Raw genomic sequence first — 19,474 nt, forward strand, 5'->3', positions numbered from 1 at the left:
CATGGGGTCGTGCGCGGCGTCGGGGCTCATGCCACGGCCCGCAGCGCCTCGGCCGGACTCAGGCGGGCGGCGCGCCAGCCCCCGAACGCGGCGGCGACGAGGCCACCGAGAAGGGCGAGACCGACGGCGGCGACGAGCACCCAGGGCGTGAACGGCGCCTGCAGCACGACATCGGCCGTGGCGGTGGTCTGGAACATCCCGCCGCCGGCAGGACCGACGCCCGATCCCGCCGGGCCGCTCTGCGCGCTCCCGGCGCTCGAGGCGACCGTCGGGCGCACGAGATTCACAACGGCGATGCCCGCGAGACCGAGCACCAGCCCCGCGGCCCCGCCGAGAAGACCCTGGACCATCGATTCGCCGGCCACCTGCCGCATGACCCGACCGTTGGACCACCCCAGAGCCTTGAGGGTTCCGAACTCGCGGGTGCGTCGCCCGACGCCCGACAGCGTCAGCAGCACCGACAGGAGCAACGCGACCGCGAGCACGATGATCGACAACCACGTGCCGAGGTTCGACACGAGCGTCGTCGCGCCGGACAGCGAGCCCGAGACGCTCGCCGCGAGCTCGGCCTGCGATGTCACCGTCGCGTCCGGCAGCTCATCCGCCAGAGACGACTGCACGGCCTCGATGGATGACGCGGAATCGGCCTGCACGTAGACGGTCGAGATGACGTCGCCCACCCCGGCGAGGTCCTGCGCGGTGTCGAGGGGCAGATAGACGTTCGCGGCGGTGTCGGCGGCATCCGAGGTCGACGAGAGGATGCCCACCACCTCGACGTCGGACCCGGCCACGTCGATCACGTCGCCGACGGCGATCGACGCGGTCGAGGCGTAGGTGCTGTCGACGAGCGCCACGAGCGAACCCGAGTCGGACGCGTCGAGCATCCGACCGTCGGTCACCGCCGCGGAGGCCAGGGGGCCGACCGTCGTGGCCGCCGGATCGACGCCGAGCACCGAGAACGAGTCGACGTCGAACGCGCCGCCGCCCGCCCCGTCGGCCCCGCCCTGCGGAGGAGCCTGTCCCTCTGCGGGCATCCCGCTCTGTTCGTCGGCGGCACCACCCTCGGTGCCGAAGCCGCCGCTCGGCAGCTCGCCCGAGAAGGTCGAATTCGTCAGGCTCAGCGCGCCCGTGGCATCCGCCACGCCGTCGACCCCGCTGACCTGATCGAGGACGCCGGCGTCGAGGGTGCCGCGCATCAGATCGGCGCGCAGGGTCGACTGCGCGAGCGTGGTCGTGCCGCCGTCGGTCTGGCCGTCCCCGGCGTCGAACTCGAAGCGAGGGCCGCCCCCCTCCCCCGGCTCGGCAGCCGCACCGGTCACCGTGAGGTCGGTGCCGACCCCGTAGACGGCCTCGAGCGCCTGCGCCTGCGCGTCCCGCACACCCGTGGTGAGCGCGTTGACGACGATGACCAGTCCGATGGCGATCGCGAGCCCGATGGCCGCGATCGCGGTCTGCTTCTTCCGGCCCGCGAGTTCGCGCCGTAGATACGTTCCGTACATGTCTCTCCTTCTTCCGCGTGGATCGCGGTGCCGGGAACGACGGTAGGAAGCGGGTCTATGCGGGTCCGAAGGCCCGGCGATGAGCACGCTATGGATGCCGAGCGCCGCCGACGGCTCGACCGAGAAGGCGCCGGGTTCACAGACAACGCATAGTGCGCTCCATAGAAAACCCATAGGAGACTCCGCAGAATGGGAGCATGACCAGCGACCTGCCCGATCTCCGCCGTGCCGACGGCAGCCCCCTGCGCATCCTCGCCGTGGACGACGAGCAGATGCTCACCGACCTGCTCGCGATGGCGCTGCGCATGGAGGGCTGGGAGGTGCGCACGGCATCGTCCGGACTCGAGGCGCTGCAGGTCGCTCGGGAGTTCGAGCCCGATGCCCTCGTGCTCGACATCATGATGCCCGACCTCGACGGCATGGCCGTGCTCAAGCGCCTGCGCGAATCCGGGAGCCTCGTGCCGGTGCTGTTCCTCACCGCGAAAGACGCCGTCGGCGACCGCGTCGCCGGGCTCACCGCAGGCGGGGACGACTACGTCACCAAGCCGTTCAGCCTCGAAGAGGTCATCGCCCGGCTGCGTGCCATCATCCGTCGCACCGGCCACGCGATGGCCGACGACGGGCAGTCGATCCTGCGCGTCGCCGACCTCACCCTCAACGAGGACAGCCACGAGGTCGTGCGCGACGGCACCGAGATCGAACTCACAGCCACCGAGTTCGAACTGCTCCGGTATCTCATGCGCAACGAGCGTCGAGTGCTCTCGAAGGCGCAGATCCTCGACCGGGTGTGGAGCTACGACTTCGGCGGCAAGTCGTCGGTCGTCGAGCTCTACATCTCGTATCTGCGCAAGAAGATCGACGCCGGCCGCACGCCGCTGCTGCACACCGTTCGGGGCGTCGGCTACATGATCAAGGCCCCGCAGTGAGCGGAACGAGGATGCCGCGGCGCCCGCTGAGCCTGCAGGCGCGCCTGATGACGGCGGTCATCGGGTTCGTGTCGCTCATCCTCGTCATCGTCGCCGTGATCACCAGCGCGTCGCTCGGCCGCACGCTCGAGGACCAGCTCGACCAGCGCGTGAAGAGCTACGCCCTGCAGGTGACCGAGCGGTGGGTCGACCCGCTGCCGGCGAGCACGGCGACGATCGACAACATCCTCGCCCGGGCCGGCAACGCCCCACCCGGGCTGCTGCTGGCCGTGTCGAGCCCCCTCACCGGCACGAGCGGCGCCGTCTTCACCAGCTCGGCCGAAGAGCTCGATGCGAGCTCCGTGACCCTCTCGGCGGCGCAACTGAGCCAGATCAACGACGGCCTCGACGGGCCGCGACTCGCGACCGTGTCGATCACCGACGTCGGTTCGTACCGCGTCGCCGTCACGACCTCGCACAGCGGGGTGATCGTCGTCACCGGACTCCCCCGCGCCGACATCCAGGCGCAGCTCACGACCCTCCTCACGGTGATCGCGCTCGCCACGATCGGCGGCCTCATCCTCCTCGCGCTCACCACCGCCATCACGATCCGGGTGGGTCTGCGGCCGCTGCGCGCCGTCGCCGCCACCGCGACCCGCGTCGCCGACCTGCCACTCGACCGCGGCGAGGTCTCGATCACCGAGCGGGTGCCGGCATCCGAAGCGGACCCGCGCACCGAGACGGGCCTCGTCGGCGCGTCGCTCAACAAGCTGCTCGACCACGTCGACGCGTCGCTCGCCGCCCGGCAGAAGAACGAGGAGCGGATGCGCCGGTTCGTCGCCGACGCCAGCCATGAGCTGCGGACGCCGCTGGCGTCCATCCGCGGGTACTCGGAGCTGTCGCTGCGAGCGCTCGGGCAGAACCACGGCGCCGAAGCGATCGAGGGCACCACCACGTCTCTCGAACGCATCCAGGCGCAGTCCTTGCGCATGACGCGACTCGTCGAGGACCTGCTGCTGCTCGCCCGACTCGACGAGGGTCGCGAACTCGTCTACGGCAGCGTCGACCTCGGCCAGCTCGCCCTGGAGAGTCTGTCGGATGCCCGACCGACCGCGGTCGACCACCACTGGAGCATCGAGGTGCCCGACGAACCCGTGGTGATCATCGGCGACGCCGGGCGCCTGCACCAGGTGGTCGCGAACCTGCTCGCGAACGCCCGCACCCACACCCCGCCCGGCACGGCGATCACGGTGAGCGTGCAGACGGACGGCGACGAGGCGGTCGTGCGGGTGCACGACGACGGCCCCGGCATTGATCCGGGAGTGCGCGACGAGTTGTTCGCCCGTTTCGCGCGTGGCGACAGTTCGCGCGCGCGTCAGACCGGCGGCACGGGTCTCGGCCTGGCGATCGCGAAGGCCATCGTCGAGGGGCACGGCGGCTACATCGCCGTCGCGAGCGAGCCCGGCGACACCACGTTCACGGTGCGCCTGCCGTTGTCGCCCCCGGATGCCCGGACCCCCGAACTCCCGTCCGACGACTCCCCGACCCCCGCCTGAGGGGCGCTTCGCGCCACTTGCACGGGCTTGGCACGCCTGCACGGAAGTTCGGGAAGATCGTCCGTGCAGGCGTGATCTTTTCGTGCAGCGTGCGAGTTGGTGTCGCCGGCATCTGACGCGCGCACGCGGGGCGGAGTCAGCGGGCGGCACGAACGAGCGCCGCAATGACGGCCGCTTGCACGACGGGCCAGTGGTGCATCACCATCGCGTAGTCGAAACGGAGGGTCTCGTAGCCGAGGCGGGACGCCGCGGCGTCTCGCTGCAGATCTCGATGACGCGAGGTTCGGCCGGCGTGGTACTCGGCACCGTCGACCTCCAGGATGATTCGGCCGTCGACCACGAAATCCACGCGCCCGACTCCGGAGAGGGACACCTGGCATTCGAGGTGAAGACCGAGCAGATGCAGACGCAACCGGAGAAGGGACTCCAGACCGCTGCCGGCGTCGTCTCGGGCGAGGTCGACCAGCCACCGTGCCGACGCAGGGATGCTCCTCCCCAGCCTGGTGGTGGATCGGACCTTCCGCTGCTGCAGAGCCGATTCGAGAGCCGCGAAGAAGGCCTCCTCCCCCTGACAGCGGAGGACGTGGACGAGGACGTCTTCCACGGGAGCCAACCCGAGGGTCGTCGCCCCGCCGTACCAGTGGCTGACGCACGGGCAACCGTCGTGATGCACTCGCCCGTTCGCACCCATCCACACATGAAGGGTGGATGCCCCATCGAGAGCCCAGATCCCGTGCAGACGCAGGGCCGACATGCACGTGACGGATCCCCCGTGTTCGGCGGCGATGACGATGTCGTTCGGAGTGTGCGGGAGCGCGAACACCCCGGCGCGCACGCGGATGATGGAGCCGCCGCGCACTGCGCGCGCTAATCCATGTCGGTCGATACCGAAGGCTCCGAGTTGCGCCCCTCGCGCCACTCCTCCGATGTGTTCGATCACGTGCGCGGGTGCAAGCATCCGATCATCCTCGCGCGCCCCTGGCGCGCGCGTGCGAAACGAGCGGGACTGTGCACATCGACCGTCGTTTCGGCGACTGTGCAGGAGGACTTCCCGCACGCAGCCGCACGAGACTTTCACGTTTGCACGGAGGATTCCGCGGTTCGGCCGTGCACGTGTGAAGAGTCCGTGCAGATGGCGTGCCGTACCGGCCACAATTCCGCCTGCAGATGACGCGCACCGCCGGCCCGGCCCACCGCACGCCCCGCAGACGGACGGGTCAGTAGCCGGCGAAGGCGTCGGTGGTGAGGCCGCGAGTGCGACGCAGCGCGGGGGTGAGCTCGGCGATCAGCCGCGGCGGGCCCGACACGAACGCGTGACGGGTGGCGAGGTCGGGCACGACCCGCGCGAGACCGTCGGCGTCGAGACGGATGCCCCCGGCCCACGTCCAGTGCTCCGGCAGGTCGTGCGGCTCGTCGCGGGTGAACACCACGGTGCGCACGCCCGTCGCCGCCAGTTCGTCGCGGAACGCGAGCTCGGCGGCCTCGGCGGCGACGTAGAGCAGCACGATGTCGCGCCCCACTCCCTCCGCCTGCAGCTGACGCAGCTGCGACACGAACGGCGTCACACCGATGCCCGCCGCCACGAGCAACAGGGGCACGTCGGCCTTCGGCAGCACGAAATCGCCCCACGTACCGGTGACGGCGAGCGTGGCGCCGGGCTCGACCCCGGCGAGCGCCCGCTTGTACGACGACGGATGCTGCGCGTCGCCGTTCCGGTAGGCGACCCGCAGCTCCGGCAGGTCGGCGGGAGCCGAGACGATGCTGAACTCGCGTCGGGTGCCCCGGGCGTCGGCGCGGCGATGCGGCACGTCGAGCTCGAGGTACTGACCGGCCTCGAACGCGAAGCGCCCCGACACGCGGAAGGTCAGCTCCTGCGCGGTGGGCGTCACCGCGCGACGCCGTTCGAGCACCAGCCGCACCGCGCCGCGCAGCGCGAAGGCGAACGCGACGAGATTGCCGATGAGGAGCGCGCGGTCCTGACCGAGCGTGAACAGGCCGCCGATCGAGATCGGCCACCCGGCGAGCACTCCGACGACCGCGGCGACGATGTACTGCTGACGACGCCTCGGCGGCAGCGTCAGGGGCTCCGAGAGCATGAATGCACCGAGGAACAGGAACGGCGACTGCAGCACGGCGAACGAGAGCGCCGTGCCGAGTTCGGCGGCCAGCCCGACCTCCTGCGCCTGCACGAACTGTCGCACGACCGACGTCGCCACGGCGAGCACGAGGAACAGGGCGACCACCCGCACCTTCTCGGTGCGCCACAGCACGACGAGACCGAGCAGCAGCACCGGGAGAGCGAGGGACGGCGTGCCCACCCACCACGACGCCGAGGTGCCGAGCCAGGAGAAGGCGCCGAACGAGCCGACGATCGAGACGACCGCGGCGCCGAACGCGGCGGGGTTCAGGATGTGCCGCCCGCGCCACACCACCAGGTATTTCGACACGCTCGCGAGCGCACCGGCGAGGGCGAGGCCCAGCAGCGTTGCGGGCTCGACACCGGGTCGCAGCACGAAGAGCAGGATGAGCGCGGTGATCAGCGACGACTCCACGCGCCACGGCAGTCGCAGCAGGCGCTGCGCGAGCACGTCGACCCCCGAGATGACGACCGCGAGCACGACGAACGTCACGACGATCTCGAGCGGCGCCGGGGAGACGATGACGCCGAGCGTCGACAGGACCAGCGCGATGACGGCGAGCGTGGCCAGCGCGAGCAGCACGAGACGGTACATCGAGAGGGCGCCGAGGCGCGCGAGCACCCGCTGCCGAAGGGCGGTGGTGGAACGGAACATGGGCTTCCTAGCGCTGCGGGGCGGGGGTGAAGAGCTCGACGGGGCAGGCGGACGACCGCTGCGCGCGGCCGTCGGTGCTCATGCGCACCCACTCCACGCCCCAGCGCGCGGCGAGCGCCGGTCCTCCGTCGAAGAAGAGGGCGGTGGCGAGGGCATCCGCGGTCATCGCGTCGGACGCGATCGCCCAGGTGGCGGCCCAGGTCGCCACCGGCCGGCCGGTGCGGGCGTCGAGAACGTGGTGGAGACCGTCGCCCCAGGCCCGTCGATTCGTCGCCGACGCGCAGAGCGCCTGGTCGCGGATCGTCGCGACGCCGATGGCGCGCGTGGTGTCGAACGGATGCTCCAGCCCCACCCGCACAGGTCGCCCCCGCACGGCGAGATCGCCCCCGGCGTCGACCACGACGCCACCCGGGATGTCGCCGAGTGCGGCGAGCACAAGGTCGACCAGGCGTCCCTTGCCGAGCGCCCCCACGTCGATCGTCGCCGGTGCCTGCAGCGTCGCGCCGTCGCGGGTCCACCGCAGCGCCTGCTCCCAGTCGACGGGTGCCGGTACCGCCTCCCCCGCCACGAGCGAGTAGCGGGCGTCGTACCCGAGGGCGGCCAGGCTGTCACCGATGAGCGGGTTGACCGCTCCGCCGGTGACAGCCGCGAGTTCCCGGTAGGCATCGAGCATCGGCCCCGCGTCGGCCGACGCCAGCCGACCGCCGTCACGAGCGAGGCGGGCGACGGCCGAGTCGTCTCGGAACCGCGACCAGGTGCGATCGAAATCATCGATCAGCGCCGCGACGGCGGTGCGCGTGGGCGCGGGCAGGTCGGTGTCGGTCTCGACCTCCCACCGCGTGCCGATCGCCTCGAAACGCCAGATCACCATGATGCGCGGGTCAGGCGGCGGCTTGCTTCTTGATGTCGTCGACGGCGGCGTTGAAGCCGCCGCTGGTCAGCGACGATCCGGCGACGCGCGTGACGTTCAGCTCATCGATGGACTTGCCCTCGACCTCTTCCGAGATGCCGTCGATGAAGGCGCCCTGATACTGCTCGGTCTCGCGGGCCTTCGGATCGCCCGTCACCTCGACGTCGGTCACGACGCCGTCGGCGAGGGTGAGCGTCACCGAGATCGTCTCGACCGACTCGGGCGTCTGGTACGAGCCGTCGGCGGTGTACGTGCCGTCCTCGTAGGTGCCGCCCGCGTCGCCCGCCGACGAGGTGCCGCTGTCGGAATCGGTCGAGCCGGAGTCGGCGGTGTCGTCGGCGGTCGTGGTGCCGGAGCATCCGGCCAGGACGAGGATCCCGGCGATGCCGAGCAGGGCGGAGCCCGTACGGACAGGGGTCGGAACGGTCGTGCGGATCATGATGGTCCTCCGGCTCGATGTCGTCGACGCGGTGTCGATGCTCCGAGAGTAGGAAGGCCGCCTATGGACCTGCTGTGCCGCGACGAGGCGCGGGCTATGCGTCTCCGCCGAACATGCTCGTCACCGATCCGTCTTCGAAGACCTCGTGGATGGCGCGCGCCAGCAGCGGGGCGATCGGGAGGATCGTGAGCTTCTCCCAGCGGCGCGACTCGGTGAGGGGGATCGTGTCGGTGATGACGACCTCGTCGATCGCGGCGTCCTGCAGGCGCTCGGACGCCGGGTCGCTGAAGATGGCGTGCGTCGCGGCGACGATCACGCGGTGCGCGCCGTTGGCCTTGAGCGCCTGCGCCGCCTTCACGATCGTGCCGCCGGTGTCGATCATGTCGTCGACGAGAAGGCAGGTGCGCCCCTCGACGGCGCCGACGATCTCGTGCACCGACACCTGATTCGCGACCTTCGGGTCGCGGCGCTTGTGAATGATCGCCAGCGGCGCGCCGAGGCTGTCGGACCACGTGTCGGCGACGCGAACGCGGCCCATGTCGGGCGAGACCACCGTGAGGATCTCACGGTCGGCGGGCGAGAGCGTGCGCTGGAAGTGGTCGAGCAGCACGGGCTTGGCGAACAGGTGGTCGACGGGGCCGTCGAAGAATCCCTGGATCTGGGCCGCGTGCAGGTCGACGCTCATCACGCGGTCGGCGCCGGCGGTCTTGAGCAGGTCGGCGACGAGGCGGGCGCTGATCGGCTCGCGGCCGCGGCCCTTCTTGTCCTGCCGGGAGTACGGATAGTACGGCGCGACCACGGTGATGCGCTTGGCCGACGCGCGCTTGGCGGCGTCGATCATGATGAGCGTCTCCATGAGCCACTCGTTGACCGGCTCGCCGAAGGTCTGGATGAGGAACAGATCGACGCCGCGGATCGAGACCTCGAAGCGCGCGTAGATCTCGCCCGACGCGAAGGTGCGGTGCTCGACGGGCGCGATCTCGGTGCCGAGCGCGGCGGCGACGGCCGCGGTCAGCTCGGGGTGTGATCGCCCACCCGCGACGACGAGGCGCTTCTTCGTCTTCGCGACGAGGCCGGGGGCCACGCCGTTGTCGCGATCCAGATCGACCGTCTTCTTCTTGCGCGCCATTCCGTGCCTACTCCGCCGCTCGTTCTCGGGACGCGGCGTCCGCCGCACCCGTGCCTGCTCTGTTCTTCTCGACCCAGCCCTCGATGTTGCGCTGAGGGGCGACGGTCATGGCCAGGGCCCCGGCCGGGACGTCCTTGCGGACCACCGCGCCGGCGCCGGTCTTCGCGCCCGCACCCAGCCTAACCGGCGCGACGAGCACCGTGTGCGACCCGGTGTGCACCTCGTCGCCGATCTCGGTGCGGTGCTTGTTCACGTCGTCGTAGTTGGCGGTGATCGTGCTGGCGCCCAGGTTCACGCCGCGGCCGATCGTCGCGTCTCCGACGTACGACAGGTGCGGCACCTTGCTGCCATCGCCGATCTCGGCGTTCTTCGTCTCGACATAGGCGCCGATCTTGCCCTTCGCGCCGAGCACCGTCCCGGCGCGCAGGTACGAGAAGGGGCCGACGGTCGCGCCGGCGCCGATCACGGCCAACGTCGCGTCGGTGCGGCGCACCACGGCATCCTCGCCGATCTCGCAGTCGACCAGGGAGGTGTCGGGGCCGACGGTCGCGCCCTCGGCGATGACGGTCGCCCCGAGGATCTGCGTGTTCGGGAGGATCGTCACGTCGGGCGCGAGCACGGCGTCGTCGTCGATCCAGGTGGTCGTCGGGTCGACGATCGTGACGCCCGCCAGTTGCCAGCGCCGCACGATGCGCGCGTTGAGCAGGCGGCCGACCTCGGCGAGCTGGGCGCGGTCGTTGACGCCGAAGGTGACGGAGACGTCGGAGACGACGGATGCCGCGACCCGGTCGCCGTCGCGGCGCACGAGTCCGGGCACGTCGGTGAGGTACATCTCGCCCTGGGCGTTCTCGACGCCGATCTCGGGGAGGTAGGTACGAAGCGTCGTCGCGCGGAAGACGTACATGCCGGCGTTGATCTCGCGCACGGCGGCCTCGTCGTCGCTCGCATCCTTCTGCTCGACGATGCGGTCGACGCCGCCGTCGGCGTCGCGGATGACGCGCCCGTAGCCGGTCGGGTCGTCGACGACGGCCGTCATGAGCGTGGCCGGGGCGCCAGACGCGCGATGCTCGTCGAGGAACGAGGAGAGCGTGTCGGCATCGGCGAGCGGGCAGTCGCCCGAGAGCACGAGAACGTCGCCGTCGAAGTCGGCCGGCAGGGCGTCGACGGCCACCTGCACGGCGCGTCCGGTGCCGGGGATGTCGTCCTGATCGACGAAGACCGCGTCGGGGTAGTCGTCGCGCAGAGCCTTCACGACCTGGTCGCGCTCGTGCCGCACCACGACCTCGACGTGCTGAGCCCCCAGCGCACGCGCGGTCGTGAGCACGTGGCCGACCAGCGGGCGTCCGCCGATACGGTGCAGCACCTTCGGCAGGCGGGACTTCATGCGCGTGCCCTGCCCTGCGGCGAGGACGATGATCGCGAGGTTCTCTTCTGTCATGCTCCGCCGCCAGGACTCGAACCTAGACCTCACAGCTCCAAAGGCTGTCGTGCTGCCATTACACCACGGCGGACCGCGGCCACCCCGGGGGCGCCGCTCGACAATTCTGCCACGCCGTCATCCGACCGAAACACGGTCGTGCGATGCTCGCCCCATGAGCATCCGGATCGACCGCATCGACGGCCCCGCCCCCGGCCTCGCCGCCTTCCTCCTCGCGCACCACGCAGACATGGCCGGCACCGCCCCACCCGAGAGCCAGCACGCCCTGCCCATGGACCGGCTGCTCGACCCGGGGGTGCGACTGTTCGCGGCGCGCGACGGCGACGAGCTCGTCGCCACCGGCGCCCTGGCGCCCGTCGCGGGAGACGACGGGCACGAGGAGCTGAAGTCGATGCGCACCGACCCGGAACGCCGCGGCCAGGGACTGGGCCGCGCGATGCTCGACGCCCTGCTCGACGACGCCCGGCGGCGCGGCGTGCGCCGGGTGTCGCTCGAGACCGGGAGCGACGAGTTCTTCGCCCCCGCACGACGTCTCTACGAGCGTGCCGGGTTCGTCGAATGCCCGCCGTTCGCGACGTACGTGCCCGATCCGCACAGCACGTTCCTGCACATCGACCTCGCCGGCGCGGGCATCGACTTCGCGGACGCCGACGCGCGCACGCGATAATGGACGGATGAGCGCAACCGACGAAGTCGACCGCATCGTCGGCGCCTGGAACACCCAGCGCCCCGACCTCGACTTCTCGCCGCTCGAAGTGCTGTCGCGCATGGACCGCCTCTCGCGGCATCTCGACCGCGCCCGCCGCGACGTGTTCCGACGCAGCGACATCGAGCCGTGGGAGTGGGACGTGCTGTCGGCCCTGCGCCGCGCCGGCGCGCCCTTCCAGCTCTCCCCCAAGCAGCTGCTGCAGCAGACCCTCGTGTCGAGCGGCACCATGACCAACCGCATCGACCGCCTCGTCGGGCGGCGCTTCGTGCGGCGCGAGGCCGATCCGGGCGACGGGCGGAGCATCCTGGTGACGCTCACCGACGACGGACGCGTACGGGTGGATGCCGCCATCACCCGCCTCGTCGACGTCGAGGCCGAGCTGCTGCGCGCGCTTTCGCGATCCGACCGCGAACGGCTCGCTGCGCTGCTGCGCAAGCTCAGCCTGAGCTTCGACGCGTGAGCGGCGGCCGCTGATGGGTATGGCCTCTCCCCTGCCGGTGCGTGACGGTGTGGGAGCGACGCGGTTGCACGTGCCCCTGAGCGGGTCGTGGCCGACGATCGCCGACTACATGATCGAGCGCTTCTTCCATCTCGACCCCGAGCGTCTGCGCGTGCGCTTCGACCGCGGGGAGATCGTCGCGCGCGACGGCAGCCCGCTCGCCCGCGACACCCCGCTCGGCGCCGCGGAGTTCGTCTGGTACTACCGAGAGCCCCCGGTCGAGGCCGAGATCCCCTTCGACATCGACGTGCTCCACCACGACGACGACCTCGTCGTGGCCGACAAGCCCCACTTCCTCCCGACGACGCCGGGCGGTAAGTACCTGCAGAACTCGGCCCTCGTGCGTCTGCGCAATCGACTCGGCATCCCCGAGCTCACCCCCATCCATCGGCTGGACAGGGCGACGGCGGGGCTGCTGATGTTCTCGGTCCGGCCGCAGACGAGAGGCGCCTACCAGCTGCTCTTCGAGAACCGCGAGGTGCGCAAGGTCTACGAGGCGGTGTCGCGTCGACCGGACGACTGGGACGACTCCGCACCCGCCCTGGCGAGGCATCCGCTCCCCCTCGTGTACCGCAACCACATCGTCAAGCACCGCGGCCAGGTGTGCGTGCAGGTCGACGCCGAGCGCGAGCCGAACTCCGAGACGCGCATCGAGCTGCTCGGCAGCGACGAGCGCGTGATCCACACCCTGCTGCGCCCGCACAGCGGCAAGATGCACCAGCTGCGCGTGCATCTCGCCGCGCTGGGCGCGGGCATCCTCAACGACGGCTTCTACCCCGTGCTGCTGCCCGAGGCGCCCGACGATTTCTCCCGTCCGCTGCAGCTGCTCGCTCGCGAGCTGCGGTTCACCGACCCCCTCTCCGGCGAGGAGCGCGCGTTCATCACCGGCCGGCGTCTGCAGGAGGCGCCGACCGGCCGGTGACGGTCGTCAGCGGCGCATGATGCGACGCGCCAGGCGCGCACCCAGCAGCTGCACGAGGTGCACGAAGACCACGATCAGGATGATCGCCGCCCACATCACGACGGGCTCGAACTGGCGGAAGCCGTAGATCTGGGCGAAGGCGCCGAGGCCGCCGCCACCGATCAGACCGGCCATCGCCGTCATGTCGATGAGCGCGACCACGATGAACGTGTAGCCGAGGATGAGCGGTCCGAGCGACTCGGGGATCGCCACCGTGAACAGGATGCGCAGGGGCCCTGCCCCCATCGCCCGAGCGGCCTCGATCACCCCGGGAGAGACGGACACGAGGTGCTGCTCGACGATGCGGCCGATGGCGAACGCGGCCGCGAGTCCGATCAGGAACGCGCCGGCGGTGGTGCCGATGCCCGTGCCGACCACCGCACGGGCGAACGGCTGCGCCACCGCGACGAACAGCACGAACGGGATCGGGCGAAAGAAGTTGACGGCGAGGTTGGCGATCACCGAGACGGCGGCGTTCTGCATGAGACCGCCGGGGCGCGAGACGTAGAGCACGATGCCGACGACGAGTCCGAGCACGCCGCCGAGCAGCAGTGCGAAGGAGGTCATGTACAGGGTCTCGAGCGCGGCGCTCCAGAACTCCGGTCCGAGTTCGATCAGACGATCCATCAGCGGGCCTCCTCTCCGGCGATCTCGGTCACTTCGACGCGTGCGGCGATGGCGGCCAGTGCCCGGTCGATGGCGGCGCCCTCGCCGCGGATCGCCAGCGTCAGGTGTCCGAACGCACGCCCGCGGATGTCGTTGATGCCGCCGTACACGAGCTCGAAGTCGAGACCGGCGGCGGCGAGGTCGAGGAAGACCTGCGCCTGCGACGAGTCGCCGTCGCGGAACGAGAACGTGACGATGCGCCCGCGGTGCCGCTCGCGCAGCACGGCGAGCTCGGCGGGCGACGGGATGCCCTTCACCACCGTGCCGACGAAGCGCTGCGACGCGGGGTTCTGCGGGGCGGAGAACACGTCGAACACGTCGCCCTGCTCGATGACCCGGCCGCGCTCCATCACCGCGACCTTGGTGGCGATCGTCTGGATGACGTCCATCTCGTGGGTGATGACGATGATGGTCACCCCCTGCTCCTCGTTGACCCGCTTGAGCAGGTCGAGCACCTCATGGGTGGTCTGCGGGTCGAGGGCGCTGGTGGCCTCGTCGGCGAGCAGGATGGCGGGCTTCGTCGCGAGGGCGCGGGCGATGCCGACGCGCTGCTTCTGCCCGCCCGAGAGCTGCTCGGGGTACGCCTTCGCCTTGTCGGCCAGGCCGACGAACGACAGCAGCTCGGCGACGCGCTCCTCGATGTCGGCCTTCGACCAGCCGGCCAGCTTGAGCGGGTACGCGACGTTGGCCTTGACCGTGCGCGACGAGAAGAGGTTGAACTGCTGGAAGATCATTCCGATCCCGCCGCGCACGGTGCGCAGCGCCCGCTCGGGGAGGGCGGTGATGTCGACGCCGTCGACGTGGATGGAACCCGAGGTGGCGGGCTCGAGGGCGTTGATGAGGCGGACGAGCGTCGACTTGCCGGCACCGGAATACCCGATGATGCCGAAGACGTCGCCCTTCTCGATCGACAGCGAGACGTCGTCGACGGCGAGGATCTCGGCGTCGCCCGCCACGCGGGACGGGTAGGCCTTGGACACGTCGGTCAGGCGCACGATCGGCATGGGATGCTCCGGGGTGGGGTGTCGGGAACGACGAATCGGGTGACGCACGAGGCGCCACCCGATTCTCTCGCATCAGGCGGGAGGGGTCTCCACCCGCGCTGACTCACTTGTTCTCTTCGGTGTCCTTCTGGACCTTCTCGAGCGAGGCGACGAGGTCCTCGACCGGCGTCTGCAACGCCACGGCCGTGTTGCCGGACGACTCGCTCAGACCCTTCTGGACGGCCTCGTTGGTGTGGAAGATCTCGACCAGCTTGAGGTAGGTCTCGTTGTCGGCGTCTTCGGCGCGAGCCGCGAAGATGTTGACGTACGGGAGGGCGTTCGGGTCCTCCGGGTCGTCCTGCGCGATGGCGTCGTCGAACGTCAGACCCGCGTCCTCGACGAAGTCGTTGTTGATGATCGCGGCCGCGACATCGGGCAGCGACGTGGGGATGAGGGCGGCCTCCAGAGCCGTGACCTTCACCTTGGACTTCGCGGTGTCGACGTCGGCGATGTCGGAGAAGATCGTGCCGCCGCTCTTCAGCTCGATGAGGCCGGCCGACTGCAGCACGAGCAGCGCGCGCGCCTGGTTCGACGCGTCGTCGGGGACCGCGACGGTCTCGCCCTCGGGGATGCTGTCGACGTCGTCGTACTTCTTCGAGTAGAGGCCGAGGGGGTAGATCGCGGTCGAACCGATCGGCTCGAGGTCGGAGCCCGAGTTCACGTTGTAGTCGGCGAGGTACACGATGTGCTGGAACTGGTTGAGGTCGATCTCGCCCTCGCTCAGCGCCGGGTTCGGCTGCTCGTACGAGCCGAAGTCGACGAGCTCGACCGTGATGCCTTCTTCGGCGGCCGCGTCGACGAACGCGGGCCACTGGGGGTCGCCCTTGCCGACGACGCCGATCTTGACGGTCTCACCGTCGGACGAACCGGAGTCGCCGGATCCGGCGTCGGACGACGTGGCGCAGCCGGCGAGCGCGATGACGAGCGGGACCGCGGCGAGCGCGGCGAGGAGGGAGGTGGTACGACGAGACATGATGTGTGCGGGTTCCTTCTGTCAGGGACTCGAATACGTTAGGCAGGGCGGCGGCTGTGCGCGGAATCGCGCCGTCACACAGCGTCACGCGACGGCAGTGCCCGCGCGTATCGCCGCGGCATCCGTCCGCCCGCCCGTCGCTGCGCCGCCGCCGCGCGCGCGGTCAGTCGAACTCCTCGATGCCCTGCAACCGAACCTGCTCGAGATCGAGGCGGGCGGCGATGCGCCGCACGACCACGTCGTCGATCGTCCCGGAACGTCGGAGGCCGAGCAGCACCTCGCGCTTGCGTTCGAGCAGCGCGAGCTTCAGCCGGGTGTGCTCCTCATGGCGCACCAGCGGCGATCGCTGCATCACGTCGACGTCGGTCGACGTGGCGATCATCTGCAGGGTCGTGCCGTCGAGGGCATCCGTCACCCCACCCATGCCCGCGGGCGCATCGGGGTCGACGGCGGGAGCAGCGGGCACGTCGTTCGTCGTGTCGGGCTGCGCGAGGAGTGCATCCAGCTCGCGGGCTTCGGCGTCGACGAGCTCCTGCTCGCGGGCGAGCGCCTTGGCGTTGGCGAGTTCGAGCATCTGGTATCCCTCGGTGCGCACGCGGTCGCGCACCTCCTGGCCCACGCCGTGCTCCACCGCGAGATCGTCGAGCGCTGCGAGAGCCGCGCCCGAGATCGTGCGCTCGGCGAGCTCGTACTCCTCCTGCTCGGCGTGGTCGACGGGCATCCGCGCCCACCGCACGACGGCGGGCAGCAGCGGCCCCTGCACGAGGAGGCTGAGCAGGATGACACCCGCGGTGACGAACACGACCTCATCCCGGCCCGACGACCCCTCGGCGAGCGTCGAGGGCACCGACAGGGCGATCGCGAGCGAGACGGCGCCGCGCATGCCGGCGACGGTCGAGACCACCCGCGAGCGCGCACGCAGACCCCGCGGGGGCCGCTGCCCGCTTTGCCGCTGGAACGGCGCGGTGAGCAGCTGGAACACGTAACGGACGACGACGAGCGTCACCCACACCGCGATCGACGTGAGCGCGAGCCACCCGATCATCGCGCCGGAGATCTCGTGCACGACGTACTGCACCTCGAGGCCGATCAGGATGAAGAGGGCGCCGTTGAGCAGGAACACCCCGAACGGCCACACCGCGTCGGTCTGACGACGCGACGACGCCGTCGTCACCCGCGGCGACACGAACGAGACGATGAGCCCGGCGACGACCACCGCGAGCACCCCGGAGGCGTGGATGATCTCGGCGAGGAGGAACGCCGTGAAGGGGATGAGCAGCAGCGTCACGTTCAGCACGGATGTGCGGTTCGTGCCGCGAAGCAGCAGAGCGCCGAGGAACGCGACGACGACGCCCGCGGCGATACCGCCGACGTACGACACCAGCACCGTCCACGTCACCGACAGCGGCGTGATCTGCCCGCCGACGGCGAGCGACACGGCGATCGCGTAGAGCACGAGGGCGGTGCCGTCGTTGGTGAGGCTCTCGGCCTTCAGCTTCATGAACATGCGCCGCGGCAGGAGGCGGCCGAGGGCCGCGACCGCCGTGGCGTCCGGCGGTGCGACGGCGGCGCCGAGGATGAGCGCGATCTCCCACGGCATCCCGAACAGCACCCCGACCCCGGCGACCGCGAACGCCGAGGCGACGACGAGCAGCGTGCTCATGGGCAGGATGTAGCGGAAGTCACGGCGGATCGACCGCAGCGACGTCGTGAGGCTCTCCCAGAAGAGCATGACCGGCAGGAAGAGCAGCAGCACGGTCTCCGGCGGCAGCTGCACCTCGCGCAGCGCCGGGATGAAGCCCAGCAGCAGACCCATCACCACGAGCACCAGCGGCAATGCCAGCCGGATGCGCGGGGCGAGCAGAGTGCCGACGAGGATCGTGAGTCCGAGCAGGACCGTGACCTCGAGTCCTTCCATGGGCGTACCTCCCGAAATGCCGCAGAATCATGCCGTGCGACACCGGATGGCGTCGGATCCCACCCAGAGCACAGCGCGTCTGAGGGCAAAGGTATTCCCTCGCGCGCGTCGCGCACCAGGGAGCGCCGCTCCCCCGGTGGGAGAAGGGGGACTCAGCCGATCTGCTCGGTGAGCTCGAACCACTTCTCTTCGAGCTCGGCGATCTCCGACTCCTGCGCACTGATCGCAGCCATCTTGTCACCGAGACCCGCGTAGTCGCTCTGGTCGTGATCGGCGAGGGCGCGCTTCGCCGCGTCGACCTGCTGCGTCAGCTTCTGCATGCGCCGCTCCAGGGCCGACACCTCTTTCTGCGCGGTCCGCAGGGCGGCTCCGTCGAGACCTCCGGCGGGTGCGGCGGGGGCGGATGCCGCCGCGCCCGTGGAGGCCGCCGACCCGGTGCCGGCGGGCGCTGCCGCTCCCCTGCCGGCATCCTGCAGCTGTCGCAGACGCAGGTACTCGTCGACGCCGCCGGGCAGGTGACGAAGACGCCCCACGCCGTCGGGACCCGGGAGGATCGCGTACTGCTGGTCGGTCACGCGCTCCAGGAAGTACCGGTCGTGGCTGACCACCAGCAGCGTGCCCGACCAGGAATCGAGGAGGTCCTCGATCGCGGCGAGCATGTCGGTGTCCATGTCGTTGGTGGGCTCATCGAGGATCAGCACGTTGGGCTGGTCGAGCAGCACGAGCAGCAGCTGCAGCCGGCGCTGCTGGCCACCCGAGAGATCCTTGACCGGTGTCGAGAGCTGCGCCGACGAGAAGCCGAGGCGTTCGAGCAGCTGCCCGGGCGTGAGGTCCTGCGCCTTCGATCCCGCGCCGAGCGTGTACGAGGTGCGCAGTCCCGAGATGACCACCCGCACCGGCTCGTTCCAGTGCGGTTCGAGTTCGGCGATGCGCTGCGTGAGCGTGCGCACCTGCACGGTCTTGCCGCGCTTGACCCGACCCTCGGTCGGCTCGACCGTGCCCGAGATGAGACCGAGCAGGGTCGACTTGCCCGCACCGTTCACGCCCAGGATGCCGGTGCGCTCGCCCGGCGCGATGCGCCACTCGACGTCGCGCAGCACGGTCTTCGTGCCGCCGTCCTCCGTCGAGTAGGTCACCGCGACGTCGAGCAGGTCGACGACGTCCTTGCCCAGACGCGAGACGGCGAGCGACTGCAGCGAGACGGTGTCGCGGATCTCGGGCACGTCGGCGATGAGCTCGTTCGCCGCGTCGATGCGGAACTTCGGCTTGCTCGTGCGCGCGGGGGCACCGCGGCGAAGCCAGGCGAGCTCCTTGCGGGCGAGGTTCTGACGCTTCGCCTCGGTCGCCGCCGCCATGCGGTCGCGCTCGACGCGCTGCAGGATGTACGCGGCGTACCCGCCCTCGAACGGCTCGACGATGCGGTCGTGCACCTCCCACGTCTCGGTGCAGATCTCGTCGAGGAACCACCGGTCGTGGGTGACGACCAGCAGGGCGCCGGAGCTCGGCGCCCACCGCTTCTTCAGGTGCCCGGCGAGCCACGTGATGGCCTCGACGTCGAGGTGGTTGGTGGGCTCGTCGAGGGCGAGCACATCCCAGTCCCCGGCGAGCAGGCGGGCCAGCGAGACGCGCCGGCGCTGCCCGCCGCTGAGCGATCCGAGACGGGCATCCCACGGCAGTTCGCCGAGGAGTCCCTCGATGACGTCGCGGGTGCGGGCGTCCCCCGCCCACTCGTACTCGGGGGTGTCGCCGACGACGGCCTCGCCGATCGTGAGGTCCTCGTCGAGCGTGTCGGCCTGGGAGAGCACGCCGATGCGGGTGCCGCCGCGCACGGTGACGCGGCCGGCATCCGGTTCCTTGGTGCCCGCGAGCATCCCGAGCAGGCTCGATTTGCCGTCGCCGTTGCGGCCGACGATGCCGATGCGGTCCCCCTCCTCGATGCCGAGGGTGACGGAGTCGAAGACGACGCGCGTCGGGTATTCGAGGTGCAGGGACTCGGCCCCCAGGAGATGTGCCATATCCCTCCCAGACTAATCGCCC

General features: G+C 70.6%; 17 protein-coding genes and 1 tRNA gene. 5 read left to right on the forward strand and 13 right to left on the reverse strand.

What is annotated here, in order from left to right:
• Positions 1–26 precede the first annotated feature (26 nt).
• Entirely contained in the window at positions 27–1,499 is a 1,473-nt protein-coding gene (locus tag RWS82_RS13210) for an ABC transporter permease (protein WP_314650893.1), read from the reverse strand.
• 197 nt (positions 1,500–1,696) lie between these two features.
• On the opposite strand from RWS82_RS13210, the gene RWS82_RS13215 reads away from it, so the two are divergent.
• On the forward strand, positions 1,697–2,425 hold the full coding sequence (locus tag RWS82_RS13215) for a response regulator transcription factor (RefSeq protein ID WP_314650895.1): 729 nt from the start codon (positions 1,697–1,699) through the stop codon (positions 2,423–2,425).
• Between the two features lie 47 nt (positions 2,426–2,472).
• On the forward strand, positions 2,473–3,960 hold the full coding sequence (locus tag RWS82_RS13220; RefSeq protein ID WP_314650896.1) for an ATP-binding protein: 1,488 nt from the start codon (positions 2,473–2,475) through the stop codon (positions 3,958–3,960).
• Between the two features lie 136 nt (positions 3,961–4,096).
• On the opposite strand, the gene RWS82_RS13225 is transcribed toward RWS82_RS13220, so the two are convergent.
• The 7 genes from RWS82_RS13225 to RWS82_RS13255 form a co-directional block, all read right to left on the reverse strand.
• The gene (locus RWS82_RS13225) at positions 4,097–4,918 is read right to left on the reverse strand and encodes a DUF559 domain-containing protein (protein ID WP_314650898.1); all 822 of its coding nucleotides are present in this window, start codon (positions 4,916–4,918) and stop codon (positions 4,097–4,099) included.
• A gap of 259 nt (positions 4,919–5,177) precedes the next feature.
• The gene (locus RWS82_RS13230; RefSeq protein ID WP_314650900.1) at positions 5,178–6,752 is read right to left on the reverse strand and encodes an FAD-dependent oxidoreductase; all 1,575 of its coding nucleotides are present in this window, start codon (positions 6,750–6,752) and stop codon (positions 5,178–5,180) included.
• Between the two features lie 7 nt (positions 6,753–6,759).
• Entirely contained in the window at positions 6,760–7,623 is an 864-nt protein-coding gene (locus tag RWS82_RS13235) for an FAD:protein FMN transferase (RefSeq protein WP_314650902.1), read from the reverse strand.
• 10 nt (positions 7,624–7,633) lie between these two features.
• Complete coding sequence (locus tag RWS82_RS13240) at positions 7,634–8,101, reverse strand: FMN-binding protein (protein WP_314650904.1); 468 nt, start codon at positions 8,099–8,101, stop codon at positions 7,634–7,636.
• 94 nt (positions 8,102–8,195) lie between these two features.
• Positions 8,196–9,230: a ribose-phosphate diphosphokinase gene (locus tag RWS82_RS13245; RefSeq protein ID WP_314650907.1), complete on the reverse strand. Its 1,035-nt coding sequence runs from the start codon at positions 9,228–9,230 to the stop codon at positions 8,196–8,198.
• A 7-nt stretch (positions 9,231–9,237) separates the two neighbouring features.
• Positions 9,238–10,668: a bifunctional UDP-N-acetylglucosamine diphosphorylase/glucosamine-1-phosphate N-acetyltransferase GlmU gene (gene glmU, locus RWS82_RS13250; RefSeq protein ID WP_314650908.1), complete on the reverse strand. Its 1,431-nt coding sequence runs from the start codon at positions 10,666–10,668 to the stop codon at positions 9,238–9,240.
• Between the two features lies 1 nt (position 10,669).
• Positions 10,670–10,741 (reverse strand) — tRNA-Gln (locus tag RWS82_RS13255).
• 81 nt (positions 10,742–10,822) lie between these two features.
• Here RWS82_RS13255 and RWS82_RS13260 point away from each other — a divergent pair.
• Genes RWS82_RS13260 through RWS82_RS13270 form a run of 3 tightly spaced genes read left to right on the forward strand, consistent with a single transcriptional unit; the run spans position 10,823 to position 12,798 of the window.
• Positions 10,823–11,335 (forward strand): GNAT family N-acetyltransferase, encoded by a 513-nt coding sequence (locus tag RWS82_RS13260; protein WP_314650910.1) that lies wholly within the window; start codon positions 10,823–10,825, stop codon positions 11,333–11,335.
• A gap of 7 nt (positions 11,336–11,342) precedes the next feature.
• Positions 11,343–11,837: a MarR family transcriptional regulator gene (locus RWS82_RS13265; protein ID WP_314650912.1), complete on the forward strand. Its 495-nt coding sequence runs from the start codon at positions 11,343–11,345 to the stop codon at positions 11,835–11,837.
• Positions 11,838–11,856: 19 nt separating this feature from the next.
• Positions 11,857–12,798, forward strand: a complete 942-nt coding sequence (locus RWS82_RS13270; RefSeq protein WP_314650913.1) for a pseudouridine synthase — start codon at positions 11,857–11,859, stop codon at positions 12,796–12,798.
• A gap of 6 nt (positions 12,799–12,804) precedes the next feature.
• Here RWS82_RS13270 and RWS82_RS13275 read toward each other — a convergent pair whose 3' ends face one another.
• The 5 genes from RWS82_RS13275 to RWS82_RS13295 all read right to left on the reverse strand — a co-directional run bounded on the left by RWS82_RS13275 (position 12,805) and on the right by RWS82_RS13295 (position 19,452).
• Positions 12,805–13,464 carry an ABC transporter permease subunit gene (locus tag RWS82_RS13275; RefSeq protein WP_314650915.1) on the reverse strand — a complete coding sequence of 220 codons (660 nt, stop codon included), beginning with the start codon at positions 13,462–13,464 and terminating at the stop codon, positions 12,805–12,807.
• Entirely contained in the window at positions 13,464–14,507 is a 1,044-nt protein-coding gene (locus RWS82_RS13280; RefSeq protein ID WP_314650917.1) for a methionine ABC transporter ATP-binding protein, read from the reverse strand. The genes RWS82_RS13275 and RWS82_RS13280 overlap by 1 nt, the downstream gene beginning before the upstream one ends.
• Before the next feature lie 103 nt (positions 14,508–14,610).
• Positions 14,611–15,519 carry a MetQ/NlpA family ABC transporter substrate-binding protein gene (locus RWS82_RS13285; protein ID WP_314650920.1) on the reverse strand — a complete coding sequence of 303 codons (909 nt, stop codon included), beginning with the start codon at positions 15,517–15,519 and terminating at the stop codon, positions 14,611–14,613.
• Positions 15,520–15,682: 163 nt separating this feature from the next.
• Positions 15,683–17,437, reverse strand: a complete 1,755-nt coding sequence (locus tag RWS82_RS13290) for a Na+/H+ antiporter (protein WP_314650922.1) — start codon at positions 17,435–17,437, stop codon at positions 15,683–15,685.
• Between the two features lie 152 nt (positions 17,438–17,589).
• Positions 17,590–19,452, reverse strand: coding sequence for an ABC-F family ATP-binding cassette domain-containing protein (locus tag RWS82_RS13295; RefSeq protein WP_314650923.1), 1,863 nt, complete (start codon positions 19,450–19,452; stop codon positions 17,590–17,592).
• Positions 19,453–19,474: the final 22 nt, after the last annotated feature.

It is taken from the genome of uncultured Microbacterium sp. (assembly GCF_963528945.1).
Lineage (GTDB): Bacteria > Actinomycetota > Actinomycetes > Actinomycetales > Microbacteriaceae > Microbacterium.